Source organism: Rhodococcus sp. C26F, assembly GCF_053345925.1.
The window spans coordinates 1-6,888 of record NZ_JBKFBA010000084.1 but is presented as its reverse complement, the minus strand read 5'-3'; the positions used below and the strand labels follow the sequence as shown (position 1 = coordinate 6,888).

6 protein-coding genes are annotated in these 6,888 nt (G+C 70.0%); 4 read left to right on the top strand and 2 right to left on the bottom strand.

Annotation, left to right across the window (positions count from 1 at the left end):
- The first annotated feature begins 243 nt into the window (after positions 1-243).
- Entirely contained in the window at positions 244-1,335 is a 1,092-nt protein-coding gene (gene cobT / locus ACLBYD_RS30180; RefSeq protein WP_447819334.1) for a nicotinate-nucleotide--dimethylbenzimidazole phosphoribosyltransferase, read from the top strand.
- Positions 1,335-2,099: an adenosylcobinamide-GDP ribazoletransferase gene (locus tag ACLBYD_RS30175; RefSeq protein ID WP_447819333.1), complete on the top strand. Its 765-nt coding sequence runs from the start codon at positions 1,335-1,337 to the stop codon at positions 2,097-2,099. The genes cobT and ACLBYD_RS30175 overlap by 1 nt, the downstream gene beginning before the upstream one ends.
- A 72-nt stretch (positions 2,100-2,171) precedes the next feature.
- On the opposite strand, the gene ACLBYD_RS30170 is transcribed toward ACLBYD_RS30175, so the two are convergent.
- Both ACLBYD_RS30170 and gcvT read right to left on the bottom strand, forming a co-directional pair.
- Complete coding sequence (locus ACLBYD_RS30170) at positions 2,172-3,278, bottom strand: branched-chain amino acid aminotransferase (protein ID WP_258261247.1); 1,107 nt, start codon at positions 3,276-3,278, stop codon at positions 2,172-2,174.
- Between the two features lie 32 nt (positions 3,279-3,310).
- Positions 3,311-4,411, bottom strand: a complete 1,101-nt coding sequence (gene gcvT / locus ACLBYD_RS30165) for a glycine cleavage system aminomethyltransferase GcvT (RefSeq protein ID WP_447819332.1) — start codon at positions 4,409-4,411, stop codon at positions 3,311-3,313.
- Between the two features lie 155 nt (positions 4,412-4,566).
- Here gcvT and ACLBYD_RS30160 point away from each other — a divergent pair, with 155 nt between their 5' ends.
- Together ACLBYD_RS30160 and ACLBYD_RS30155 are read left to right on the top strand one after the other, a co-directional pair.
- The gene (locus tag ACLBYD_RS30160) at positions 4,567-6,078 is read left to right on the top strand and encodes a leucyl aminopeptidase (protein ID WP_258261245.1); all 1,512 of its coding nucleotides are present in this window, start codon (positions 4,567-4,569) and stop codon (positions 6,076-6,078) included.
- A gap of 298 nt (positions 6,079-6,376) precedes the next feature.
- A partial coding sequence (locus tag ACLBYD_RS30155; protein WP_447819331.1) for a biotin/lipoyl-containing protein occupies positions 6,377-6,888 on the top strand: 512 nt, incomplete at its 3' end.

Below are 6,888 nucleotides of genomic sequence, written 5' to 3'. Positions count from 1 at the left end.
GTGGAGCCGCCAGGGTGCGCGCCGGACCCAGGCCGGCGCGGTAGCGGTCCGCCGGCGGAGCACCTCGAGACCGATGACCAGGGTGGACAGGACCAGGACGGTGACTGTGAGTTCGATCATGTCTCGATCCTCCGACCGAACCCGATCGCCGAAAAGTGGCAGTGATGACGCATAACGTCGAATTTCTGCCAGACCGGGCGGTTGATAGCGTTCTCGCGTGAAGATCCGTCCGAGAGGTGACCTGTGACCAGCGGTTCCGATTCCCCCGCCGACGTCGAGTTCCCGCGCGTCGACCTACCCGATCTCGAAGTACGCGTCGCCGCCGAGGAACGCCAGCGGGATCTGACGAAACCCGCCGGCTCACTCGGACGGCTCGAGGAACTCGGGTGCTGGGTCGCCGCCTGCCAGGGCGAGGTCCCGCCCCATCCCTTCCGCCGACCGCGGGTCGTGGTCTTCGCAGGTGACCACGGCGTCGCACGCAACGGGGTCTCGGCCTATCCGCCGGAGGTCACCGCGCAGATGGTGGCGAACCTGTCCGCGGGTGGCGCCGCCGTGAACGTGCTCGCCGCCGCCGCGGGCGCAGGAGTGCGGGTCGTCGACATGGCAGTCGAGAGCGACACCTCCCCCGAGGTGTCCGAGTTCAAGATCCGTCGCTCGAGCGGCAGCATCGACCGCGAGGACGCGCTTACGCACGACGAGACGGTCCGCGCGATCGAGGCCGGCCGTGCGCTCGCCGACCGCGAGGTCGACGAAGGCGCCGATCTGCTCGTCGCGGGCGATATGGGGATCGGGAACACCACTCCTGCAACCGTTCTCATCGCCATCCTCACCTCCACCGAACCTGTGGCCGCGGTCGGCCGCGGCACCGGCGTCGACGACGCGGGGTGGATGCGCAAGGTCACCGCGATCCGCGACGCCATGTGGCGGGCGCGGCCCCACGTACGCAATCCCGTCGCCCTGCTGCGCACCGCCGGTGGCGCGGACTTCGCCGCGATGGCGGGATTCCTCGCGCAGGCCGCGGTCCGCCGGACGCCGGTGATCCTCGACGGGGTCGTCGTCACCGCCGCCGCGATGGTCGCCGAGGAACTCGCACCCGGCGCGGCACGCTGGTGGGTGTCCGGTCACCGGTCGGCCGAACCCGCCCACACCATCGCGCTGCGTCATCTCCGGCTCGAACCGATCGTCGACCTCGGTATGCGCCTCGGCGAGGGATCGGGAGCCGTGACGGCGCTGCCGGTGCTGCAGGGTGCGGTCGCGATCCTCGCGCAGATGGCCACCTTCTCCGAAGCGGGTGTGAGCACCCGCGACGAGAGCGCCCCGGCGACCGCCGACTGATGATCCGCGCCTGGCTCGGCGGGGTCGCGCTGGCCCTGTCGTGGTTGACGGTCCTGCCCGCGCGAGGCCCGTCGGAGATCGACCGGACGGTCGCCGGACGTGCGATCTCCGCGGCGCCGATCGCCGGTGCCGTACTCGCCGCCGCGGCCACGGCCGTCTGCCTGATCGGTTCCGCCGTCGGGACGCCACCACTGGTGACGGGCCTGGTGTGTGTCGGGGTGCTGGCGGTCGGCACCCGCGGAATGCACGTCGACGGCCTGAGCGACACCGCCGATGGTCTCGGCTGCTACGGTCCGCCCGAACGGGCGCGCGAGGTGATGCACAGCGGCGGCGCGGGTCCCTTCGGTGTGGCGGCGCTCGTCGTCGTCCTCGGTCTGCAGGCCGCCTCGTTCGGCGCGCTCGCCGACACCGACGCGTGGTGGGCGGTGGGGTTCGCGGTCTTCTCGGGACGTGTGGCCGTGGTAGTCGCGTGCCGGCGCGGTGTCCCGGCAGCGCACGGCAGCGGCTTCGGCTCGCTCGTGGCGGGGACGCAGGGTGTCGTGCCGATCACGGTGTGGACGGTGGCCGCGGTGGCACTGTCGCTCGTGTGCCTGCCCGGTCCGCTCTGGGCGGGACCGCTCGTCGTCACGGTGGTGCTGGTCGCCTCGGTGCTTTTCGCCCGTCACTGCGTCGCGCGCTTCGGCGGCATGAACGGCGACGTGCTCGGCGCGGTCACCGAGGGCACGGTCTCTGCCGTCGCGGTGGCTGCGGCGGCCTTGCTCTAGATCGCACTGCGTCCGGAAACGACGAAGGGTGCTGCCGGAAATCCGGCAGCACCCTTCGCGTTCGTGGCTACGTCACTTGCGCAGCGTCGTCATCCATCCATGGGTGTCGGCGAAAGTACCGCGCTGGATGCCGGTCAGGGTGTCGCGCAGGGCCATCGTGATGGGGCCGGGCTCGCCGTCGGCGATGGTGAACTCGCCGTCCTTGTCCTTGACGCTGCCGACCGGCGTGATGACCGCGGCGGTACCGCACGCGAACACCTCGGTGATCTCACCGCTGCCGGCCTTCTCACGCCACTCGTCGGTGCTGATGCGTCGCTCCTCGACCGAGAGACCGGAGTCCTTGGCGAGGGTGAGCAGCGAGTCGCGGGTGATGCCGGGGAGCAGCGAGCCGGACAGCTCCGGGGTGACCAGACGCGCGTCGGCACCGGACCCGTACACGAAGTACAGGTTCATGCCGCCCATCTCCTCGACGTACTTGCGCTCGATCGCGTCGAGCCAGACCACCTGATCGCAGCCCTGCTCGGCAGCGTGCGCCTGCGCGACGAGCGAAGCCGCGTAGTTGCCGGCGAACTTCGCGGCGCCCGTGCCACCCGGGGAGGCGCGCACGTACTCGCGGGAGAGCCACACGTTGACGGGCTTCACGCCGCGCGGGAAGTAGGCACCCGCCGGGGACGCGATGACGAGGAACTTGTACTCCTTCGCGGGCCGCACGCCGAGAGCCGGCTCGGTCGCGAAGGCGAAGGGACGCAGGTAGAGCGAATCCTCGCCGCCGGCGGCGGGAACCCACTCGTTGTCGACCTCGACCAGCTCGGTGATCGCCTTCACGAACAGCTCCGGCGGCAGGTACGGCATCGCGAGCCGCTCCGCGGACCGGTTCATGCGCGCGGCATTGGCGGTCACGCGGAACGACGCGATGCTGCCGTCGGCCTGGCGATAGGCCTTGAGGCCCTCGAAGATCGCTTGCCCGTAGTGCAGGACCATCGCGGCCGGGTCGAGCGGGATCGGCGCGTACGGCTCGACTTTCGCGTCGTGCCAGCCGATTCCGTCGGTGTAGGTGATCGACACCATGTGATCGGTGAAGTGCTGCCCGAATCCGGGATTCGACAGAATCTCCTGTCGCCGCTCCGCAGAGCTCGGTGAAGGATGCTGGACGCGGGCGAATTCGAGGACACCTGTCATGGACGACAATGGTACAACCGCCCGCAAAACCGTTATCTGGTGTGGTCCTCGACGAACGGCGGAGCCACCACTTCGGCACGCAGCGATCGTCCGCGCACGTCCACGGTCACTTCGTCGCCCGGCTCGAGTCCGGCGGAGGTGTCGAGGAGCGCGAGGGCGATGCCGATTTTGAGGGTCGGAGAGAAGGTGCCCGAGGTGGTCCGCCCGACCTCGTCGCCGTCGCGTCGCACGGTCAGATCCTGACGCAGGACGCCGCGGTCGAGTGCCCGCAGACCCCACAGTTTCCGCGCCGGGCCCGCCTCCTTCTCGCGGACCAGCGCCTCGCGACCCCAGAACTGCGGCTTCTTCCAGCCCACGGCCCAGCCGACCCGCGCCTCGAGCGGGGAGATGTCGACCGAGAGCTCGTGCCCGTGCAGCGCGTAGCCCATCTCGGTGCGCAGGGTGTCGCGGGCGCCGAGACCGGCGGCCTGACCACCCTGGGCGCGGACGGCATCGAGCAGGGCACGGAAGACGCGTTCGGCGTCGTCCCAGCGCGGCAGCACCTCGTAGCCGCGTTCACCGGTGTACCCGCTGCGGCACACGCGCACCGGAGCACCCTCGTACTCGGCGTCGGCGAAGCTCATGTAGGCGATGTCGGTGGGCAGGCCGAGCGCCTCGAGGACCTCGACGGACTTCGGCCCCTGGACGGCGAACACCGCGTGGTCGCGATGCTGGTTCGTCACTGTGACGCCGGCCGGTGCCGCGGCGGCCAGCGCCTCGACGACCGCTGCGGTGTTGGCCGCGTTCGGAACGAGGAAGAGCTCGTCGTCGGAGACGTGGTAGACGATCAGGTCGTCGACGACACCGCCGTTCTCGGTGCAGCACAGCGTGTACTGCGCCTTGCCGGGACCGATCCGGGTGAGGTCGTTGCTGAGCGTGGTGTCGAGGAACTGGGCGGCACCCGGTCCGGCGACGAGCGCCTTGCCCAGGTGGCTGACGTCGAACAGTCCCACGTTCTCGCGCACGGCCGTGTGCTCGGCGACCGTCCCGGCGTAGGAGACCGGCATCTCCCAGCCGCCGAATGAAGCGAAGGTCGCACCGAGTTCGACGTGCACGGTGTGGATGGGGCCCTGCTTCAGTTCCTCGTCGCTCATGGCGTACGACGCTATCCCACCGCCATCGTGTCCGACAGCGACGCCGGGCGTCGTTGTCATTAGGGTCGATGGCATCGAGGCGATTCCCCTCGCACCGAACGACGCCGCAAGAGAACGACACGCTCGTTCCCGACCCAGCTCCAAGGAGATGCCCTGTGAGTGCACCCACGCCCGATCTTCCCGAACTCGTTCTCGCCGGTTCGGTTTCCAAACGAGCCGATGTCCTGGTGATCGGCGTGACCTCTTCCGACGGCACCCCCGAGATCCTCGCGGGCGACGCACCGATCGACGAAGCGGTTCTCGGTGAACTGCTCGACGCCCTGGTCGCCGTGGGCACGAAGGGCCGCGGCGAGGAGCTCACCCGCGTACCGGCCCCTGCCTCCCTGCCCGTGGCGAGCGTGCTCGCAGTCGGACTCGGCGACGCCGACAAGATCGACGCCGAGCAGGTCCGTCGCTCCGCCGGTACCGCGGCACGCGCACTGACGGGTGTGGAGACGGTCGCGACCACGCTGTCCGCCGTCGACCTCGGTGCCGCGGCGGAAGGCTTCGCGCTCGGCGCCTACACCTACACCGAGTTCCGGTCGGAGAAGTCCGCACCCAAGGAGGACGCGCAGCCGGTCGCGCGGGTGGAACTGCTCGTGCCCTCGACCCGCGACCGCGCGGCGAAGGCGGCGCTCTCCCGCTCCGTCGCGATCGCCGAGGCCGTCGCGACGGCCCGGAACTTCGTGAACACCCCGCCGAGCCACCTGTTCCCGGCCGAGTTCGCCGAGCGTGCGAAGGCACTCGGCGAGGCCGCCGGTCTGAAGGTCGAGATCCTCGACGAGAAGGCGCTCGAGAAGAAGGGCTTCGGCGGCATCGTCGGCGTCGGCAAGGGCTCGTCGCGTCCCCCGCGTCTCGTGCGCCTGTCCTACTCGTCGAAGAAGCGCAAGGCCCCGAAGGTCGCGCTCGTGGGCAAGGGCATCACCTTCGACACCGGCGGCATCTCCATCAAGCCCGCCGCGGGTATGGAGGCGATGACCTCCGACATGGCCGGCGCCGCCGCGGTCGTCGCGACCGTCGTGCTCGCCGCGAAGCTCGGTGTCGCCGCCGACGTCACCGCGACCGTGCCGATGGCCGAGAACATGCCGTCGTCGACCGCGCAGCGTCCGGGCGACGTGCTGACCCAGTACGGCGGAACCACCGTCGAGGTCATCAACACCGACGCCGAGGGTCGCCTGATCCTCGCCGACGCCATCGTGCGCGCATGCGAGGACGATCCCGACTACCTCATCGACACCGCGACCCTCACCGGCGCACAGATGGTCGCCCTCGGCACCCGGACGCCGGGCGTCATGGGTCACGACGAGTTCCGCGACCGCGTGGCCGCGCTGTCCCAGGAGGTCGGCGAGAACGGCTGGGCGATGCCCTTCCCGAAGGAACTGCGCGGTGATCTCGAGTCCCGCGTGGCCGACCTCGCGAACGTCTCCCCCCACCGGTGGGGCGGCATGCTCACGGCCGGCATCTTCCTGAAGGAGTTCGTCGCAGAGGGCGTGCAGTGGGCGCACATCGACGTCGCCGGCCCGGCCTTCAACACCGGCGGACCGTTCGGTTACGTCGGCAAGGGCGGCACCGGCGTGCCCGTGCGCACGATGCTCGCCGTGATCGAGGACGTCGCCGCCAACGGATGATCTCCCGCACCGGTCCTCTCCCGACGGGCCCCGCCCGGGGCGAGGGAGAGGACCGGTGTGATCGGCAACAGCGGAACCCCCGGTGTGAGGTGATCCGCCCCTCCCCGAACATCACCGAAAGATAGGTGCAAGGATGGGAGGGGCCATGCCCCGCCGGTATCGGCCCGACCGAACACGTGAACCAGCAGGCACGGGGTTCCTGCCCCGCGCACAATGGTCAACGACCACACAATGGTCGGCGACCACGAGTCGGTACAACTCAACACACACGAACACAACCGTCGAGGAGTCAACAGACATGGCCTTCTCCGTCCAGATGCCAGCGCTTGGTGAGAGCGTCACCGAGGGAACTGTCACGCGATGGCTCAAGCAGGAAGGAGACACGGTCGAAGTCGACGAGCCCCTGCTCGAAGTCTCCACGGACAAGGTCGACACCGAGATCCCGTCGCCTGCAGCCGGCGTGCTGGTCAAGATCGTCGCCCAAGAGGACGACACGGTCGAGATCGGTGGCGAACTGGCCGTGATCGGTGACGCCGGTGAGGAAGCCGGCGGAGATTCCGCACCCGCTGCCGAAGAGGCACCGGCCGAAGAGGCTCCCGCGGAGGAGCCCGCCGCGGAGTCCGCCCCCGCGCAGCCCGCATCCTCGGGTGGCAGCGGCGAGGGCACCCCGGTCACCATGCCGGCACTGGGCGAGTCGGTCACCGAAGGCACCGTCACCCGCTGGCTCAAGGCCGTCGGCGACGAGGTCGCCGTGGACGAACCGCTCCTCGAGGTCTCCACCGACAAGGTCGACACCGAGATCCCCTCCCC